16 protein-coding genes are annotated in these 16,836 nt (G+C 73.3%); 8 read left to right on the top strand and 8 right to left on the bottom strand.

Features of this window, described 5'->3' with window-relative positions; translation table 11 throughout:
- Nucleotides 1–2: 2 nt before the first annotated feature.
- The 4 genes from QPK52_RS04445 to QPK52_RS04430 all read right to left on the bottom strand — a co-directional run bounded on the left by QPK52_RS04445 (nt 3) and on the right by QPK52_RS04430 (nt 5,224).
- A complete protein-coding gene (locus tag QPK52_RS04445) occupies nt 3–983 on the bottom strand; it encodes an ABC transporter permease (protein WP_093656764.1) in 981 nt (326 codons plus the stop codon).
- The gene (locus QPK52_RS04440; RefSeq protein ID WP_410535688.1) at nt 980–2,176 is read right to left on the bottom strand and encodes an ABC transporter ATP-binding protein; all 1,197 of its coding nucleotides are present in this window, start codon (nt 2,174–2,176) and stop codon (nt 980–982) included. Before QPK52_RS04440 ends, QPK52_RS04445 begins: the two co-directional genes overlap by 4 nt.
- A gap of 166 nt (nt 2,177–2,342) precedes the next feature.
- A complete protein-coding gene (locus tag QPK52_RS04435; protein ID WP_410535687.1) occupies nt 2,343–4,019 on the bottom strand; it encodes an ABC transporter substrate-binding protein in 1,677 nt (558 codons plus the stop codon).
- Between the two features lie 155 nt (nt 4,020–4,174).
- Nucleotides 4,175–5,224 (bottom strand): LacI family DNA-binding transcriptional regulator, encoded by a 1,050-nt coding sequence (locus QPK52_RS04430; RefSeq protein WP_410535686.1) that lies wholly within the window; start codon nt 5,222–5,224, stop codon nt 4,175–4,177.
- Nucleotides 5,225–5,739: 515 nt separating this feature from the next.
- On the opposite strand from QPK52_RS04430, the gene QPK52_RS04425 reads away from it, so the two are divergent.
- Complete coding sequence (locus tag QPK52_RS04425) at nt 5,740–7,086, top strand: RICIN domain-containing protein (protein ID WP_410535685.1); 1,347 nt, start codon at nt 5,740–5,742, stop codon at nt 7,084–7,086.
- A 106-nt stretch (nt 7,087–7,192) separates the two neighbouring features.
- On the top strand, nt 7,193–7,456 hold the full coding sequence (locus QPK52_RS04420; RefSeq protein ID WP_410535684.1) for a hypothetical protein: 264 nt from the start codon (nt 7,193–7,195) through the stop codon (nt 7,454–7,456).
- A 46-nt stretch (nt 7,457–7,502) separates the two neighbouring features.
- Here QPK52_RS04420 and QPK52_RS04415 read toward each other — a convergent pair whose 3' ends face one another.
- Together QPK52_RS04415 and QPK52_RS04410 are read right to left on the bottom strand one after the other, a co-directional pair.
- The gene (locus tag QPK52_RS04415) at nt 7,503–7,862 is read right to left on the bottom strand and encodes a GNAT family N-acetyltransferase (RefSeq protein WP_410535683.1); all 360 of its coding nucleotides are present in this window, start codon (nt 7,860–7,862) and stop codon (nt 7,503–7,505) included.
- A 175-nt stretch (nt 7,863–8,037) separates the two neighbouring features.
- Nucleotides 8,038–8,253 (bottom strand): dodecin, encoded by a 216-nt coding sequence (locus tag QPK52_RS04410; protein ID WP_093656151.1) that lies wholly within the window; start codon nt 8,251–8,253, stop codon nt 8,038–8,040.
- A gap of 219 nt (nt 8,254–8,472) precedes the next feature.
- Between QPK52_RS04410 and QPK52_RS04405 the strand changes: the two genes are divergently transcribed.
- Both QPK52_RS04405 and QPK52_RS04400 read left to right on the top strand, forming a co-directional pair.
- Complete coding sequence (locus tag QPK52_RS04405) at nt 8,473–9,945, top strand: glycine hydroxymethyltransferase (RefSeq protein ID WP_410540196.1); 1,473 nt, start codon at nt 8,473–8,475, stop codon at nt 9,943–9,945.
- Between the two features lie 53 nt (nt 9,946–9,998).
- The gene (locus QPK52_RS04400) at nt 9,999–10,694 is read left to right on the top strand and encodes a DUF1707 domain-containing protein (protein ID WP_410535682.1); all 696 of its coding nucleotides are present in this window, start codon (nt 9,999–10,001) and stop codon (nt 10,692–10,694) included.
- A gap of 12 nt (nt 10,695–10,706) precedes the next feature.
- Here the strand turns inward: QPK52_RS04400 and QPK52_RS04395 are convergent, their stop codons facing one another.
- Complete coding sequence (locus QPK52_RS04395; protein WP_410535681.1) at nt 10,707–12,131, bottom strand: CoA transferase; 1,425 nt, start codon at nt 12,129–12,131, stop codon at nt 10,707–10,709.
- 135 nt (nt 12,132–12,266) lie between these two features.
- On the opposite strand from QPK52_RS04395, the gene mmpA reads away from it, so the two are divergent.
- Nucleotides 12,267–12,431: a morphogenic membrane protein MmpA gene (gene mmpA, locus QPK52_RS04390; RefSeq protein WP_177213893.1), complete on the top strand. Its 165-nt coding sequence runs from the start codon at nt 12,267–12,269 to the stop codon at nt 12,429–12,431.
- 47 nt (nt 12,432–12,478) lie between these two features.
- Here mmpA and QPK52_RS04385 read toward each other — a convergent pair whose 3' ends face one another.
- Nucleotides 12,479–13,669, bottom strand: coding sequence for a saccharopine dehydrogenase family protein (locus QPK52_RS04385; protein WP_410535680.1), 1,191 nt, complete (start codon nt 13,667–13,669; stop codon nt 12,479–12,481).
- 72 nt (nt 13,670–13,741) lie between these two features.
- Between QPK52_RS04385 and QPK52_RS04380 the strand changes: the two genes are divergently transcribed.
- From QPK52_RS04380 to QPK52_RS04370, 3 genes are all read left to right on the top strand, one after another.
- The gene (locus QPK52_RS04380) at nt 13,742–14,158 is read left to right on the top strand and encodes an MmcQ/YjbR family DNA-binding protein (RefSeq protein WP_410535679.1); all 417 of its coding nucleotides are present in this window, start codon (nt 13,742–13,744) and stop codon (nt 14,156–14,158) included.
- 695 nt (nt 14,159–14,853) lie between these two features.
- Nucleotides 14,854–15,771 (top strand): ribokinase, encoded by a 918-nt coding sequence (locus tag QPK52_RS04375; RefSeq protein WP_410535678.1) that lies wholly within the window; start codon nt 14,854–14,856, stop codon nt 15,769–15,771.
- Entirely contained in the window at nt 15,768–16,769 is a 1,002-nt protein-coding gene (locus tag QPK52_RS04370) for an ABC transporter permease (RefSeq protein WP_410535677.1), read from the top strand. Before QPK52_RS04375 ends, QPK52_RS04370 begins: the two co-directional genes overlap by 4 nt.
- The last annotated feature ends 67 nt before the right edge of the window (nt 16,770–16,836 follow it).

Below are 16,836 nucleotides of genomic sequence, written 5' to 3'. Positions count from 1 at the left end.
GGTCAGCCCTCCTTCCGGGTGCGCGGGTCGAGGATCATGTAGAGCAGGTCGGCCAGGAGGTTGGCGGCCAGCACCGCGAGGGTGATGATCAGGAAGACGCCCTGCATCAGCGGGTAGTCCTTGGCGCCGACGCCCTGGAAGAGGACGTAGCCGATGCCGGGGTAGGAGAAGACCATCTCCACCAGCAGGGTGCCGCCGACGATGAAGCCCAGCGAGAGCGCGAAGCCGGAGACGTTGGGCAGGATCGCGTTGCGGGCGGCGTAGGAGAACATCACCCGGCGCTCGGGCAGGCCCTTGGCCTGGGCGACCATCACGTAGTCCTCGGAGGAGACGGTCACCATCATGTTCCGCATCCCCAGGACCCAGCCGGCCATCGCGCTGAGCACGACGGTCACGCCCGGCAGCACCGCGTGGTACAGCGCGCTGGAGACGAACGCCCCGCTGAGGGACGGCACCAGGGAGGTGTCGTAGCCGCCGGAGGCGGGGAAGAGGGGCCACTGCACGGCGAACACCGCGATGGCGATCAGCCCCAGCCAGAAGTACGGGATGGCCGAGATGAAGGTGGTCACCGGCAGCAGCCCGTCCAGCCAGGAGCCGCGCTTCCAGCCGGCGAAGATGCCGATGCCGGTGCCGAGCAGGAAGCTGATCAGGGTCGTGGTGCCGACCAGGGCCAGGGTCCACGGCAGGCTCTGGGCGATGACCTCCGAGACGGGGGTGGGGAAGAAGGTGAACGACGTCCCCAGGTCGCCGCGGAACAGGCTGGCCCAGTAGTCGGTGTACTGCTGCCACAGCGAGCGGTCCCGGTCGAGCCCGAAGAGGGCCTCCAGGGAGGCGATGGACTTGCTGGAGAGCTGGCCCTGGTAGCGGGCGAGCAGCGACTGCACCGGGTCGCCGGGCATCAGCCGGGGGATGAGGAAGTTGATGGTGATGGCCGCCCAGGCGGTCAGCAGGTAGAAGGCCAGGCGCTGGAGGACGAACTTCACGACGCGGCCCCCCGCCCGGTCCCGGCGGCCCGCGTGTCCCCGGGGGCCGGTACGTCCGGGGAGGTGTCGTACAGCCAGCAGGCCGCCCACTGGCCGCCGTCGAGGTCGAAGCGCGGCGGGGTCCGGTCGCGGCAGCGCTCCATCGCCAGCGGGCAGCGCGGGTGGAAGCGGCAGCCCTCGGGCGGCGAGATCAGGCTCGGTGGTTCGCTCGCCGACGGATCGGCCGGGTCCCCGCCGCCCTCGCCGGTCCCGCCGTCCCCACCGCTCCCGGTGACCCGGTCCGGGTCGGGGGCGGAGGCCAGCAGCAGCCGGGTGTAGGGGTGGGCGGGGCGCTGGGTGACGGTCTCGCTGTCGCCGCCCTCGACCATCCTCCCCGCGTACATCACCAGCGTCTCGTCCGCGAAGTAGCGGGCGGAGGCGATGTCGTGGGTGATGTAGAGGATCGCCAGGTCCAGCCGCTCCTTGAGGTCGCGCAGCAGGTTGAGCACGCCCAGGCGGATGGAGACGTCCAGCATGGAGACCGGCTCGTCGGCCAGCAGCACCCGCGGATCGGCGGCCATCGCGCGGGCGATGGCAACCCGCTGGCGCTGGCCGCCGGACAGCTCGTGCGGGAAGGCGTCCAGGTAGCGGGAGGCCGGGGTGAGCTGCACCCGCTCCAGCAGCGCGGCCAGCGCCTTCTCCAGCTCCGCCGCACCGCTGCCGGCCCGGCCGTGGATGCGCAGCGCGCGGGTGAGGTGGTAGCGGACGGTGTGCACCGGATTGAGCGAGGCGAACGGGTCCTGGAAGATCAGCTGGACGTGCCGGCAGTACGCGCGGAACGCCCGTCCCCGCCCGGCCCGCACCGGCCTGCCGTCCAGCCGGATCTCCCCGGCGGTCGCGGGGTGGAGCTGGGCGAGCAGCCGGGCGACGGTGGACTTGCCCGACCCGGACTCGCCCACCAGCGCGGTCACCGAACCGCGGCGCAGCCGCAGCGACACGTCGTCCACCGCGTGGACGGCCCGGCGCTCCCCGCCCAGCAGCGCGCGGGCGCCGCGCCGCACGGGGAAGTGCTTGCTCACCCCCTCGGCCTCCAGCACCACGCGCTCGTCGGTGCCGGCGCCGGCGCCGGAGGCCGGGCCGACGGGGCCGGCCGCACGGTCGGCCGCGCGGCCGGGTGGTGGTGCGGGGTGTTCTTCGGAGCGTTCTTCGGACATGGCTCTTCCTGTCGTCCCTGTGGTCATGGCTGTCGGGCTGCCTGTGCCGTGTGCGCGGGTATGCCGGGATGTGCCGGGCGGGGCCCGCCCCGCCGCTGTGCGGGGATGGGATGAGGTGTGCGGCGGGGGCGGGCGGCCCGCCCGGCGTCCGGCGCCCGGTGTGCCGTCAGGAGGCGGGGCGCAGGTGCAGGACGACGTCCAGGGAGTTGGGCTGGGTGGGCTGCGGCGGCGCGTACGGGTCGGACTCCGAGGGCCAGCCGACCCAGTTGCGGGTGCTGTACTCGGCGCCGATGGGGGCGGCGGCGGTGGCGATGAGCGGCACTTCCTCGACCATGATCCGCTGGAGTTCGTTCAGCGCCTCGGTGCGGGTGCTCTCGTCGCTCGCGTTCGCGTACTCCTTGAGCGCCTTGGTGGCCGCCTCGTTGCGGAAGCGGCCGAAGTTGCCGCCGGGGGCCGCCTTGCCGAGCGGCTGGTACAGCTCGCCGTCCATCACGTGCTGGTACATGTCGTACGGGGTGGCGCCGCTGTTGGTCCAGTGCAGGCTGGCGTCGAAGTCGCCCTCGTTCATCGCGGTGGTCCAGGCGTCGACGGTCTGGGTCCTGACCTTGGCCTCGATGCCGATCTGCTTGACGTTGTCCTTGATGATCGACAGACCGGTGAGGTAGTCGGACCAGCCGGCCGGGTCGGTGAGCGTCATCGTCACCGGCTTGCCCGAGGGGTCCTTCAGGACGCCTCCGGACAGGGTGTAACCGGCCTTCTTCAGCTCCTTCTTGGCGGCCTCGACGTCCACCTTCTGCTTCTCGCCCTTGTACTCGGGCGCGATGAAGGGCTCGCCGGCGGGCAGCGGGATGCCCGTCACGCTCTCGATCTCCGGGTAGAGCGTGGCCTGCGCCCGGACGTGGATGGCCTCGCGGTCGACGACGTGGTTGATGGCGCGGCGCAGCGCCGGGTCGTCGAAGGGCTTCTTGGCGGTGTTGAACCACAGGCCGTGGACGCCCAGCCCGGAGGGGAACCAGAGCTTGTGGTGCTCGGGGTCCTTGGAGACGTAGATCTTCTCGTAGTCCGGAGTGAACACGAAGGACCACTCGCAGGTGCCGTTGGCCAGGGCCGTGGTCTGCGCGTTGTTGTCGTTGTAGGAGGTGTAGCGCAGCTCCTCGACCTTCGGCTTCTCCTGCCAGTAGGTGTCGCGGGCGGTGAGGGTGATGGTCTGCGGCGTGAAGGTCTTGAGGGTGTACGGGCCGGTGCCCACGGGCTTCTTGTTGGGCCAGGTCTCGGGGTTCTCCACCTTCGACCAGATGTGCTCGGGCACGACGAAGGTGGTCAGGATCTTGCTCTGGTTGACGAACTGCGGCTCGGGGAAGGTCAGTTCGACGGTGTCGCCCTTGCGGCTGATGCCGTCGTAGGGGATGGCGTTGGTGTTGAGCGCCTCGTTCTCCTTCAGCAGCCGGAAGGTGAACTCCACGTCCCCCGCGCTGAACTCCTTCCCGTCGGACCAGGTGGGCCCGTCCTGCACGGTCAGGGTGAGCTTCCTGTAGTTGTCCGACCACTTCCACTCGCTGGCCAGCCAGGGCGTGCCCTTCTCGGCGGGGCGGACACCGTTCACCATCACCAGCGGCTCGTAGATCATGTGGCGGTAGCCCAGGGAGGCGCCCGCGGAGGTGCCCAGGAACGGGTTGCTGTTGTCGGTCTGCGGGCCGTTGGGCATGCCGACGGTCAGCACGCCCTTGTCGCCCTTGGCCTGCCCGCCGCCCGCACCGGGGGCGCCCGCGGTGCAGCCGGCGAGCAGGGCGGTGGCGGCCAGGGCCACCGCGATGGCGGTTCTGGTCCGGGTCCGGACTCTCATGGTGTCTCCTCCTGGTCTTTCCGTTTTCGATCGCGGTGGATGAGGGAGCGATCTGGACTGGTTCATGAGAGCGCTCTCAGGTCGGCTGGGACTCTGCGCTTGAGAGCGCTCTCATCGAGGTTCTGCGGCGGGTGCGAGCAGGGCGGGGGCGGGTTCTAGGGGGTGAGGACCGGGCCGGGGGCCGACGCGCGGTCCACCAGCTCGGTGGGCAGGACGACCCGATCGCCGTCCGGAGGGCCGCCCGGGAGGCCGCCCGGGAGGCCGTCCGGGGGGTCTCCGCCGATCCGGGCCAGCAGCAGGGCGGCGGCCGCCCCGCCCATGGCCCGCAGCGGCTGGCGGACGGTGGTCAGGGGCGGGTCGGTGTAGGCGGCCAGCGGGATGTCGTCGAAGCCGATCACCGCGACGTCGTCGGGAACCCGCCGCCCGGCGGCGCGCAGGGCGCGCAGGGCGCCCATCGCGCTCAGGTCGTTGTGGGCGAAGACGGCGTCGAAGCCGGCGCCCTCGGCCAGGAGGCGCGCCACGGCCTCCTCGCCCGAGCGCTCGCCGAAGCCGCCCTCCACCGTGCGGCGCGGATCGTGTCCGACGCCGTGTTCCTCCAGGGTCCGGACGAAGCCCTCCAGCCGCTCGCGCACGCAGTCGAACCGCCGGGGGCCGGTGACCACCAGCGGCCTGCTGCGGCCGAGGCCGAGCAGCCGGTGCGCCGCCTGCGTGCCGCCGAGGGTGTTGGTGGTCGCGACGGAGGGGAACCCCGGATGGCGGACGCGGTCGTCGATCAGCACGACCGGCAGGCCCGAGCGGTGCATCGCGGCGACGGCGCCGGTCTCGGTCTCCGGCTCCACCACCAGCAGCCCGTCGAACGCGTTCGCCGACACCTGCGCGGTAAGCCGCGTCATCGACTCCCGGCCCCGGCCGCAGGTGAACAGCAGCAGCCCGTATCCGGCCGCCTCGACGGCGTCCACCGCGCCCTGGACGAGTTCGGCCACCCAGGGCCAGGCCAGGGAGGGCGCGAGCATCCCGACGGTGCGGCTGCGGCCCCGGGCCAGCCCGACGGCGCGCGAACTGGGCACGTAGCCCAGCCTGCCGATGACGTCGCGCACCCGCTCGGCGGTCCGGCCGTCCACATCGCCCTTGGCGTTGAGCACCCGGGAGACGGTCGACTTGCTGACGCCGGCCGCACGGGCGACATCGGCGATGGTGACGCGCATGGGCACTCCTTCGGCGGCTCGGCGCTGCCCGGTTCGGCTGCGGCGGGGGTGGGACGGCGGACGGGGTGACGGACGGGGCCGGCGGACGGGCGACGGGACGGCGGCGGCACGGCAGTGGCGTGGCGGCGGCACCGGTCCCGGGACCGGTGCCGGGCATGGGCACGGAGTCAAACGGCAGCGAGCGAGGGCGTCAAGACTTCACGTCAAAATTGCGTGTCACTGTTTGAGAACGCTCTCAAGAGCGCTCTCTTGTTCACCTCTTGAAGCCAATTGGTCTCGTCCAAGCCCTTGACGACCGGGTTTCCCCAGGAGTTGACTCACTGCCCGAACCAAGCCTGCAAAGCGGGCGGTTGGTGTGCCGAGCGCCGCCCGCGTCCCGTCCGCGCCGCGTCCCGCGCGCACGAGGCGGCTTCGGCGCCGCCACGGCCGCCGTACGGTCACGTACCCGCCGCCCGTGCCCCGGGGAGCGGCACCCCACCGCCGGATCCTCCGGACGACAGACGGATGTGATGGTCATGCACCCGACAACCTCCCACGCGCCCCACGATCCTCCCCGCGGAAAGCCCGCCCGGCGTCGCCGGTCCCGCCGCTGGGCGTCGGCGGCCACACTGCTGACGCTGGCCGCGACCATGGCGGTCACCGGCACCGCGGCCGCCGGCCCGGCGGGCGAGACCACCGGGAGAGCCGTCCAGAAGGCCGCCCGGGGCGCCGAGGCCGCCCCGGCGGCGGTGCTGTTCGAGGAGAACTTCGACGGCCCCGCCGGTTCGGCGGTCGACAGTCGCAGATGGCAGCTGGAGACCGGCGACAACAGCGGCAACAACCACGAGAGGCAGTACTACACGCCCGGCAACGCCAACGCCGCGCTCGACGGCAACGGCAACCTGGTGATCACCGCCCGCAAGGAGAACCCGGGCAACTACCAGTGCTGGTACGGGCGTTGCGAGTACACCTCGGCCCGGATGAACACCGCGGGGAAGTTCACCACCACCTACGGCCACATCGAGGCCCGGATGAAGCTCCCGCGCGGACAGGGCATGTGGCCCGCGTTCTGGATGCTCGGCCACGACATCGGCAGCGTCGGCTGGCCCAACAGCGGCGAGATCGACATCATGGAGAACGTCGGCTACGAACCCGGCACCGTGCACGGCACCCTGCACGGCCCCGGCTACTCCGGCGGCGAGGGCATCGGCGCCGGCTACACCCTCCCCGGCGGCCGGGCGTTCGCCGACGACTTCCACACCTTCGCCGTCGACTGGTCCCCGAACTCCATCACCTGGTCGGTCGACGGCCAGGTCTACCAGCGCCGCACCCCGGCCGACCTGGGCGGCGACCGCTGGGTGTTCGACAAGCCGTTCTTCCTGATCCTCAACCTCGCGGTGGGCGGCGACTGGCCGGGACTGCCGGACTCGAGCACCGTCTTCCCGCAGAAGCTCGTCGTCGACTACGTCCGCGTCACCAGCGGCGGCGACAGCGGCGGCGGGCGCACCGGCACCATCACCGGTCTGGCGGGCAAGTGCCTGGACGTGGCCTGGGCGGACACCGCCAACGGCACCCCCGTGCAGATCCACGACTGCAACGGCAACGCCGCCCAGCGGTGGACCGTCGGCACGGACGGCACCATACGGGCGCTCGGCAAGTGCCTGGACGTCTCCGGCGCGGGCAAGGCGGACGGCACCCCCGTCCAGATCTGGGACTGCAACGGCACGGCCGCCCAGCAGTGGGTCGTCACCGGGGCCCGGGACATCGTCAACCCCAATGCCGACAAGTGCCTGGACGTGAAGGACAACAACTCCGCCAACGGCACGAAGACGCAGATCTGGACCTGCTCGGGCACCGCCAACCAGAAGTGGAACACGCCCTGACCCAGCCACCCCCTCCACCCCGGACCGCCCCCTTCGGGGACGGTCCGGGCAGGGCCGGGGCGTAGGGTATGGACCTCCTGTGCGGGCAGAGGGGGGCGGAGGGGCCATGTACCACAGCAGGGACTACATCAGGTACTGGGACATCGACTTCCAGGACCTCCCGCCGGCGGTGGCCGGCGCCTTCGGCGTGTTCGCACTGCTCCTCATGGCACTCCTTTTCTGGGGCCTGCTGAAGACGCGCCACACCGGGCCCCGCCGGGACCCCGAGGCGCGGGAGCGGGCCAGGGCGCGCGCCGAGAGCCGGCGGCGCCAGGCCGAACTGCGCAAGCGGCGGCTGGCGCTGCAGAGGAAGAAGGCCGGCAGGCGGTAGGAGCACGGGCCCAGGACGCGGGCCCGGACCGGCGCGCCCGGACGGGCTATCCGCCGACCCGTCCCGCACCGCCGGAGCCGGTCCCGGGGTCGCCGCCCCCGGCCTCCTCCGCCACGAGATCCCGGTACTCGGGGTGCATGGCGAGCCACTGCTCGACGAAGGCGCAGGCCGGCCGGATCCGCAGGCCGCGCCGCCGCGCGTCGTCCAGTGCGGTGCGCACCAGCCGGTCGCCGATGCCCCGGCCGAGGAAGGGCCGGGACACCACCACCCGCGGATAGGTCACCAGACCGTCGTCGCGGACGTAGTCGGCGAAGCCGGTGAGGGTCGCGCCGATCCGGGCCTCGAACCGGCCGTGGGCCGGGGCGTCGGTGATCGTGACCTGGCTGTTGGTGGCTGCCGTGGGCATGCTGCGTTCCTCCCGGAATGGCCGTATCGCGCAGAACGTGCGATACAGGGGCATTCGTCCGGGCGTCCGAGTGCCACACGACGGCGTTCCTATCCCTCCCGCCCCCGGCAGGACGGGTGAACCGGCCGGGAGGAGCGCTCCGGCGGACGCGCGCCGAGGCGGTCCCGCTCCCCGCCTACGCCTCGCCCTCCAGGCGGAACCCGACCTTCAGCCCCACCTGATAGTGCTCGATCTCGCCGTCCGAGATGTTGCCGCGCACCTGCGTCACCTCGAACCAGTCCAGGTTCCGCAGTGTCTCCGAGGCCCGGGCGATCCCGTTGCGGATCGCCTGGTCGACGCCCTCGTGCGAGGTGCCGACGATCTCGGTCACCCGGTAGGTGTGGCTGGTCATGGTGCCTCCTGCGAAGGGTGGGGCGATCGGTTCTCGTCTCCACGGTGCCCCAGGGCGGGGCGGTCCGCGAGTGCTAGGCTCCGAGCGGGCCGTGACTGGCGCGTAGGGATGGGATCGACCATCGGGGAGCGGCCCGCGCACCGGGTGACGAGCCCGCCGCGCCGAGAGCCGCGCGCCTGGGCCGCCCGCACCGTCGTCGAGGACGTCAAGGAGGGGCCCATGGCCACCGCACCCACCCCGCACACCGGCAGCGCCGCCACCGCATCGGCGGCATCGGCCGCGTTCAACAGCGCCCTGGACGTGATCCGCGCCGTCGAGCCGCGCGTCGCCGACGCAATCGGCGCCGAGGTCACCGACCAGCGCGCCTCCCTCAAGCTGATCGCCAGCGAGAACTACGCCTCCCCGGCAGTGCTGCTGGCCATGGGCAACTGGCTCAGCGACAAGTACGCCGAAGGCACCGTGGGCCGCCGCTTCTACGCCGGGTGCCGCAACGTCGACACCGTCGAGGCGCTGGCCGCCGAGCACGCCCGCGAGCTGTTCGGCGCCGACCACGCCTACGTCCAGCCGCACTCGGGCATCGACGCCAACCTCGTCGCCTTCTGGTCCGTCCTGGCCCAGCGCGTGGAGAGCCCGGCCCTGGAGCGGGCCGGGGCCAGGCACGTCAACGACCTGTCGGAGGAGGACTGGGCACAGCTGCGGCGCGCGCTGGGCGACCAGCGGATGCTGGGCATGTCCCTGGACGCCGGCGGCCATCTCACCCACGGCTTCCGGCCCAACATCTCCGGCAAGATGTTCACCCAGCGCAGCTACGGCACCGACCCGGCCACCGGCCTGCTGGACTACGGCGCGGTGCGCGACGCCGCCCGCGAGTTCCGCCCCCTCATCCTGATCGCCGGCTACTCCGCCTACCCGCGGAAGGTGAACTTCCGGATCATGCGGGAGATCGCCGACGAGGTCGGCGCCACCCTGATGGTCGACATGGCCCACTTCGCCGGGCTGGTCGCGGGCAAGGTGTTCACCGGCGACTTCGACCCGGTGCCGCACGCCAACATCGTCACCACCACCACCCACAAGTCCCTGCGCGGCCCGCGCGGCGGCATGGTGCTGTGCGACGAGGCGCTGGCCGAGCACGTGGACCGCGGCTGCCCCATGGTGCTCGGCGGCCCGCTGCCCCACGTCATGGCCGCCAAGGCCGTGGCGCTGGCCGAGGCCCGGCAGCCGTCCTTCCGCACCTACGCACAGCAGGTGGTGGACAACGCCGCGGCCCTCGCCGAGGGCCTGATGCGCCGCGGCGCGCGCCTCGTCACCGGCGGCACCGACAACCACCTGGCCCTGGTGGACGTCACCGGCTACGGCCTCACCGGCCGCCAGGCCGAGGACGCGCTGCTGGACGCCGGCATCGTCACCAACCGCAACGCGGTGCCGCGCGACCCCAACGGCGCCTGGTACACCTCCGGCATCCGCATCGGCACCCCGGCCCTGACCACGCGCGGCCTGGGCACGGCCGAGATGGACGAGGTCGCCGACCTGATCCACACCGTCCTGACCGCCGCCGAGCCGGGCACCACTGCGGCCGGCGCCCCGTCCAGGGCCCGGTACCTGCTGGAGCCCAAGGTCGCCGAGGCCGTCGCCGGACGCGCCGCCGACCTGCTGGCCGGGCACCCGCTCTACCCCGGCATCGACCTGGCCTGACCGCCCCGCCCGCGGACCGACCCGCGGGCGGGCCCGGCCGGTAGCCTGCCGCCATGACCGACGACCTGCCCGAGATGAGGGCCTCCGACGCCGACCGGGAACGCGTGGCCGAGGTACTGCGCGAAGCGGTGGCCGAGGGGCGCCTGGACATGGAGGAGTTCCAGGAACGGCTGGACTCCGCCTACGCCGCACGCACCCAGGGCGAGCTGGCGCCCCTGGTCAGGGACCTGCCCCAGACCACCGCGCCGGCCACGCCGGCCGAGCCCGCCCGGGCCGGCCGCGGCTGGGCCGACCGCTTCGGCGGCAGCGCCACCTCCCGCGGCGGAGTGGCGATCATGGGCGGCTTCGTGCGCAAGGGGCCGTGGACCGCTCCCCGCCGCTTCACCGGCTTCGCCTTCTGGGGCGGCGGCGAGATCGACCTGCGCGAGGCGTACTTCGAGGACCGCGAGGTGGAGATCCGCTGCTTCGCGATCATGGGCGGCATCAACGTGATCGTCCCGGACGAGGCCGAGGTCGACGTACGCGGCATCGGCGTCATGGGCGGCTTCGACCACAGTGCCGCGGGCCGGGGCGAGCCGGGCGCGCCGCGCGTGGTGGTCAGCGGCTTCGCCTTCTGGGGCGGAGTCGGGGTCGAGCGCAAGCGCAGGCGCGAGGAGCGCCGGGAGCGCAAGCGCCTGGAGGGCGGCCACGGTCACACGTACGGCCACGGCCACGGCCACGACAGGCGGCGTGACGACCGGGACGACTGACCCGCGGCCTCCTCACTCCCACACGGGCGCGTCCGCACCCGGCCGCCCCGGCGGCCGGGCCCAGCCACCCGGTCCGCCGTCGTAGGCCACGGGGGATACGGCGTGCCGCAGCCGGCCCAGCGGGCTGCCGGTCTCGTCCAGCCAGTCGGCCGGGTCGTACGGCTCCCCGGCCTCGTCCGGCTCCTCCCGAGCCTGCGGATCCTCCAGCTCGTGCTGCAGCCAGTGCGCCGTCCGCGCAAGAGCCGACCGTACGAGTCGCGAACCCCCGCCGCTCCGCTGGTCGGTGAGCGAACGCAGCACGGCGGCGGCCAGCAGATAACCCGTGCCGTGGTCCAGGGCCTGGGCGGGCAGCACACCCGGCCCGCCGTCCGCCCCGCCCTCGGTCACGGCGATGCCGCTCGCCGCCTGCACCAGGCTGTCGAAGCCCCGCCTGCCGCCCCACGGCCCGACACCGGGACCGCCCCAGGCACTCAGCTCCGCCACCACCACACCCGGCCGCCGCCCGGCCAGCTCCCCGGCCGACAGCCCGAAGCGGTCCAGCGCGCCGGGACGGTAGCCGGTGACCACCACATGGGCCTTCCCCAGCAGTTCCTCGAAGGAGGCGCGGCCGGAGCGGGACGCCAGGTCCAGCAGCGCCGACCGCTTGCCGAACCCGGTGTCGGCGTGCGCGTCCGCGCTCTCGGGCAGGTGCGGCGAGTCGATCCGCAGCACGTCGGCGCCCAGCAGGGCGAGGGTGCGCGTGGCCACGGGACCGGCGATGACGCGCGTGAGGTCCAGCACGCGCGGGCCGGAGCCGGGGGAGGGCAGCGACAGCGCCGGCGCGTCGTCCAGCCGCTCCATCCCCACCAGCGGGAGCCGGGCCACGGCCGAGCCCTGCGGATGCGCCGACCACTGCCCGGGGGTGCGGACGGCGACGGCCAGACCGCCCGCCGCGTACACCGCCTCCTCGACGTCCTCGGCGCGGCGCTCCGCCAGTACGGCGGCGACGGCGGCGGCCAGTGCCTCGTCGTCGCCGTCGTCCGGCACGCCGAGCGCGGACAGCAACCGGGCCCGGTGGTGCGGGTAGTTGGCGTGGGTGCGCAGCCAACCGCCGTCGGTGCGCCAGAAACGCGACAGCGGTGCGAAGGTGGCCGGCGCGCGCCCGTCGATCCGCAGACGGCGCTCGCTGACGAACGCGGTGGCCACCGCCCCGTCGTCCACCCCGACCCCGGGCACGGCCGTCCCCGCGCCCCCCGTGACGCAGCGCGCCTCGAACTCGGCCGCCGCCAGCGCGCACACCGCCACGGTGGAACGCGCCAGCTCCCGCACCGGCAGCCGGGCGGGCAGCACGCCGCCGGCCCCGTCGGGGGAGGTGCGGGGGACGAGGCGGACACGCTCGGACAGATCGGGATCGCCGCCGAGTGCGGCCCACAGCCGGGCCCAAGACCGTTGATCCATGCGCGCATTGTGCCCGCAGTCCCGTGCGCCCGCACGGAGATCGGGTTGTCAGTACCCGCAACTAGCTTGATCTCCGACGCGGATGAGTACGCGTACGGATGTTTGGAAGTCGTGCAGGCACGGCACCCTGAGGGCATGGAGCGGATCATGGAGAACATGCACGGAACCCCTGAAATGGCCCCTTCCCTGGCCTCGGACCTCGGGCGCGGCCCCGCCCTGGCGTTCGCCTTGGCGGGCACGCTCGCCGTGGGCTGGGTGATAGCCATGCTCTACGTCATAGCCTCCTGGGTGACGGGCTGACCGCCCGCCCACCGCCCGGCTCCCCGGCCCCGGCCCATCCGCGACGCTCAGCGGCGCTCCGTGGAGGAGACCACCCGGAAGCCCATCCCGGCCCGCACCAGCCGGTCGATCAGCGCGTCCCCCATCGCCACGGCCGTGGTGACCTGACCCGAGGTCGCGGGCAGGTCGTCCAGCGCCAGACAGAGCGCCGACTCGGCCAGCATCTTCGCGGTCTCGTCGTAGCCCGGATCGCCGCCGGACACCTCCGTCACCACCCGACGACCGCCGCCCTCGCCGAAGAAGCGGACCTTGAACCAGCTCTCCGCGCGCTTGCGCGGGCTCGGTCCGTCCCCCGGCGCCAGCCGGGCCGACAGCGCGCGGCGCACGGCCGGGAGCTGAGCGGCGGCGCAGAGCGCCCCCGCCCCGGCCATGCCGCCCACGGCCATGGGCAGCGTGCGGACGGCGGCGTAGTGGCGGTAGCGGAAGTCGGGGCCGTAGCGCTCCAGAGCGGCCGCCGACCGGGCCACGATCTGCGGATCGACCGTCGGCAGCGGCACCGCCCACACCCCCGCCTTCCCGCTGCGGCGCGGCCGGTCCAGCGGCGCGCTGACGCGGCGCCCGGCCGGACGGGACTCCACCCGCCGCCGCTCCCGTGCCGCGGCCCGCATCTGCCGGCCCCGGGAGAACGCCGTCAGCGCGGAGGCGAACGTACCTCCGGAGAAGGCCGCGGAGGCCCGCACATAGCCGTCGATCCGCAGCGGCACCCCCTCGGGAAGGCGCTCGACGGTGTACAGCACGCCCAGGTCGTGCGGCACCGAGTCGAAACCGCAGGCGTGCACCAGCCGCGCACCGGTGCGGCGGGCCCGGTCGTGGTGGCGCAGGTACATCATGTCGACGAACTCCGGCTCGCCGGTGAGGTCGGCGTAGTCCGTCCCGGCCTCGGCGCACGCGGCCACCAGCGGCTCCCCGTACTCGACGTACGGGCCGACGGTGGTGGCCACCACCGCGGCGCTCCGGGCCACCGCGCGCAGCGAGCCGGGATCGGTGACATCGGCGTGCAGCAGCGGCAGTTCGGCGCAGGCCGGATTGGTCCCGGCCAGCCGCCCGCGCAGCCGCAGCAGCTTGTCGCGGTTGCGCCCGGCCAGCGCCCAGCGGCAGCCGTCGGGGGCGTGGGCGGCCAGGTACTCGGCCGTCAGTCCGCCGGTGAAACCGGTCGCGCCGAACAGCACCACGTCGTACTCGCGGTCGTTGCGGGGCACTCCTGACCTCCTGAGGGTGAGAGGGGGAAGCGGATGGAAACGTCTGCCGGTGCCCGACCTTACGGTGGGGGCATGGACGAGCGTGCGAAGGGGCGCGGCGACGCGCAGGCGGTACGGGAGCGGGTGCGCGGGTTCGCCCTCGAACTGCCCGGCGCGTACGAGGACTTCCCCTGGGGCGAGTCCGTGGTCAAGGTCAACCGGAAGATCTTCGTCTTCCTCTTCCTCGGGCACCTCGTGGCGGGGCAGGGCGACTCCCCGCCCACTGTCACCGTCAAACTCACCGACCCCGAGGCCCACGCCCACGCGATGTCCGCCCCCGGCGCCGTCCCCACCGGCTACGGGCTCGGCCGGGCGGGCTGGGTGACCATCCCGCTGGGCGAGCCGGACGCGCCGGACGCGGAGCTGCTGTGCGACTGGGTGGAGGAGAGCTACCGCACCATCGCGCCCAAACGCCTGGTGGCCCGACTCGACGCGCGGGCAGCCGGCTGACGGCCCGCCGCCGTCCCGAGCGGAACGTCTCGCACCGGGGGCGTTCCGGTGTGAGGCGTTCGACTGCGTGAGCGGTCAGCTCCGGGCCGCGTGGGCGAGGAAGTCCCTCCACGCCTCCGGGGCGAGCACCACCCCGAACCGAGACGGTGCCCCAGCCCTACCGCTTGTCGAGGGCTCCCCGGGGAAACCGCGGTGGTCCCGGCTGCCTGGACGCCCGGTCGCCGGAACGGCCTTCGGCGACCGGGCGACGGCGAGTCCGCAGGAGCGGGCTTCGGACGCAGGCGGCCGGGGAGTGCTGGGGCAACCGCCTTTCATGGAGCGATGGTTGAGGCGGGCTGGGGTCGGGGCGGCGGGGACCGCGGCCGGAGCCGTCATGACCTCGCTGGGCGACAGGTCGTGGGAGGCGTCCGCGGCCGTTCCCGTCGGACCGGCCCCGGGTGTGGGTGTGGTCCGCTGCCGCAGGACGCGGGCCGACCGAACCCGCTGAGGCTGAGGGCGCCGCGCCGGAGCAGCCCGACGGGTGGACGGGGCGGGGTGCCCGCCCGGCCCTGGGCGCAGGGGCCGGGGCCGGGCCCGGGCGAATGACACGGAAACGTAACGGACGTTCACTTCTCGGCAACCTATTGACTAGGGACATCCCTGTACCTACGCTCGCGCTTGTTCATGGTTGTTCACATACAAAGCGTGGTGCGTCGATGAAGATCGCAGTTGTCGGAAGCTATGGGGCCGGCCTCACCATGCGGGTACCGAAGGCGCCCGCGGCGGGCGAAACCGTGTCGGGAGGCGTGTTCGATCCCGGCCCCGGCGGCAAGGGAAGCAACCAGGCCGTGGGCGCCGCCCGGCTGGGCGCCGAGGTCTCCCTGCTGACCGCCGTGGGCGACGACGACTTCGGCCGCGCCGCGCGCGAGCTGTGGCGGCGCGAGGGTGTCGAGGCCGGGCACGTGCTGACGGCCCGCGCCCCCACGATGGTCGGCTTCATCCTGGTCGAGCCGTCCGGCGAGAACCGCATCGCCATCGCCCCGGGAGCCCTGGACGAACTGGACGCGGCGGCCGTCGAGCCGTTCCGCGCCGAGATCGCCTCGGCCGACGTCCTCGTCGTCTCGATGGAGATCCCCGAGGAGGCCGTCGTGGCCGCGCTGCGCGCGGGCCGCGAGACCGGCACCACGACCCTGCTCAATCCGGCGCCCGCCCGGCCGCTGCCCGAGGACGCCTGGCCGCTCATCGACGTGATCACACCGAACCAGACCGAGGCCCCCGTACTCCTCGGCCTCGGCGACGAGCACGGGCTCGGGGACGAGGACCTCGTCCGGACCCTGTGCGAGCGCACCGAAGGCGCGGCCGTCCTCACCCGGGGCGGCGAGGGCGCGCTGATCGCCCAGGACTCCGGCGTGACGAGGGTGCCGCCTTACCCGGCCGGCGCCGTCGTCGACACCACGGGCGCGGGCGACTCCTTCACCGCCGCGCTCGCGGTCGCCCTCGCGGAGGGGCGGGACATGCGGCAGGCGGCGGAGTTCGCCGCCGCGGCGGGCGCCCACACCGTCACGATCGCCGGCGTCATCCCCGCCCTGCCCACCAGAGACCAGCTGAACGCCTGGATTGGAAACGTCCCATGACCTCGACCACCGCACCGGCACGGGAGTTCTCCCTCCCGCTGCGCAGACTGCTCCACGCCCGTGAGTCCGGTGTCTTCGCCGCTCTCGTGCTGCTCTTCCTGCTGGGCACCGCCCTCTCGCCGAGCTTCGCCCAGTCCGACAACCTGCTCTCGGTCGGCCAGCAGATCGCGCAGATCGGCATCATGGCCGTCGGCGCCACGTTCGTGATCCTCAACGGCGAGATCGACCTGTCGGTGGGGTCCACCTACGCGCTGTCGGCGATCTCGACCGGAATGCTGATCTCGGACGGCTGGAGCTGGCCCCTGGCGATGGGCGCCGGACTCGCCGTGGGAGCGCTGGCCGGGCTGCTCAACGGGCTGGCCGTCGTGGTGCTCGGCGTGCCGTCGTTCATCGTCACCCTCGGCACGCTCAGCGTCTTCCGCGGGGTCGCCCTGCTGATCTCCGACGGCGCCCCGATCTCCCTCAGCTCCTCCCAGCCCGGGGTCGCGGAGTTCAGCCTCCTCGGTCAGGGGCGGCTGTTCGGCCTGATACCGATGCAGTTCGTCTTCTTCGTCGCCGTCGCGGCCGTCGGAGTGGTGCTGCTGTCCCGCTCGCGCTTCGGCTTCAACACCTACGCCGTCGGCGGCAACCAGGAGGCCGCCCGGCTGGTCGGCGTCAACGTCAAGCGGGTCAAGCTGACCGCGTTCGTCCTCTCCGGCTTCGCCGCCGGCCTCGCCGGTGTGCTCGGCCTGTCCTTCCTCTCCTACGTGCAGGGCGTCACCGGCCAGGGGCTGGAGCTGACGGTGATCTCCGCCGTCATCATCGGCGGCGCGGCCCTGTTCGGCGGCTCCGGAACCATGTGGGGCACCGTCATCGGCGTCGCCTTCATCGGCCTGCTCCAGAACATCCTCAACATCAACGGTATCTCCTCCTTCTGGCAGACCGTCGTCACCGGCCTCGTGATCGTCGCCGCCGTCGCGGCCGACACCTGGCAGCGCAGGCGCAAGACCCGGGCCTGACGGCCCGGCCACCGCGCCCCCGGGGCACGCCCGCGCCCCCGGACACCCCAGACATCCCCGAACACCA

The organism is Streptomyces sp. KL2 (genome assembly GCF_046529545.1).
GTDB classification, from domain to species: Bacteria; Actinomycetota; Actinomycetes; order Streptomycetales; family Streptomycetaceae; genus Streptomyces; species Streptomyces radiopugnans.
This window is presented reverse-complemented; position numbering and strand designations above follow the sequence as displayed.